This window comes from Mesorhizobium sp. M5C.F.Ca.ET.164.01.1.1, assembly GCF_004792125.1.
In the GTDB taxonomy this organism is placed as follows: Bacteria; Pseudomonadota; Alphaproteobacteria; order Rhizobiales; family Rhizobiaceae; genus Mesorhizobium; species Mesorhizobium wenxiniae.
This window is the reverse complement of record NZ_SRTG01000538.1, coordinates 1-291: the sequence shown is the minus strand read 5'-3', so window position 1 is coordinate 291 and position 291 is coordinate 1. Positions and strand designations below refer to the sequence as shown.

The window sequence follows — 291 nt, the reverse complement described above, 5'->3', positions numbered from 1 at the left end:
ATCTGATCCTTGTCGCGCAGCGAACTCACGAGAATGCCGAGCGTTGGCAAGAGCCAGAGCAGCACGACGATCAGAACGCTGGCGTGAACGATGAGCCGCGGCAGGCCGACGCGGCGGAGGCGTTTGACAATATCCATCTCAGCGGCCCTCCATCTCGCGGTTTGCCTGGCGGATGTTCCAGACCATGATCGGGGTGACGGCCGCCATGATGATGAGCGCGATAACAGCGCTTCGGCCGCTATCACCGCCGCCGCGGAACATCCAGTCGAACATGAGATTGGCGAGAACCAT

Annotated in this window: 2 pseudogenes; both read right to left on the bottom strand. The window is 61.2% G+C overall.

Features of this window, described 5'->3' with window-relative positions:
• Positions 1–137: pseudogene (locus tag EN807_RS37285) on the bottom strand (carbohydrate ABC transporter permease); the annotation flags it as partial.
• A gap of 1 nt (position 138) precedes the next feature.
• Positions 139–291, bottom strand: a pseudogene (locus tag EN807_RS34635) (alpha-glucoside ABC transporter permease); the annotation flags it as partial.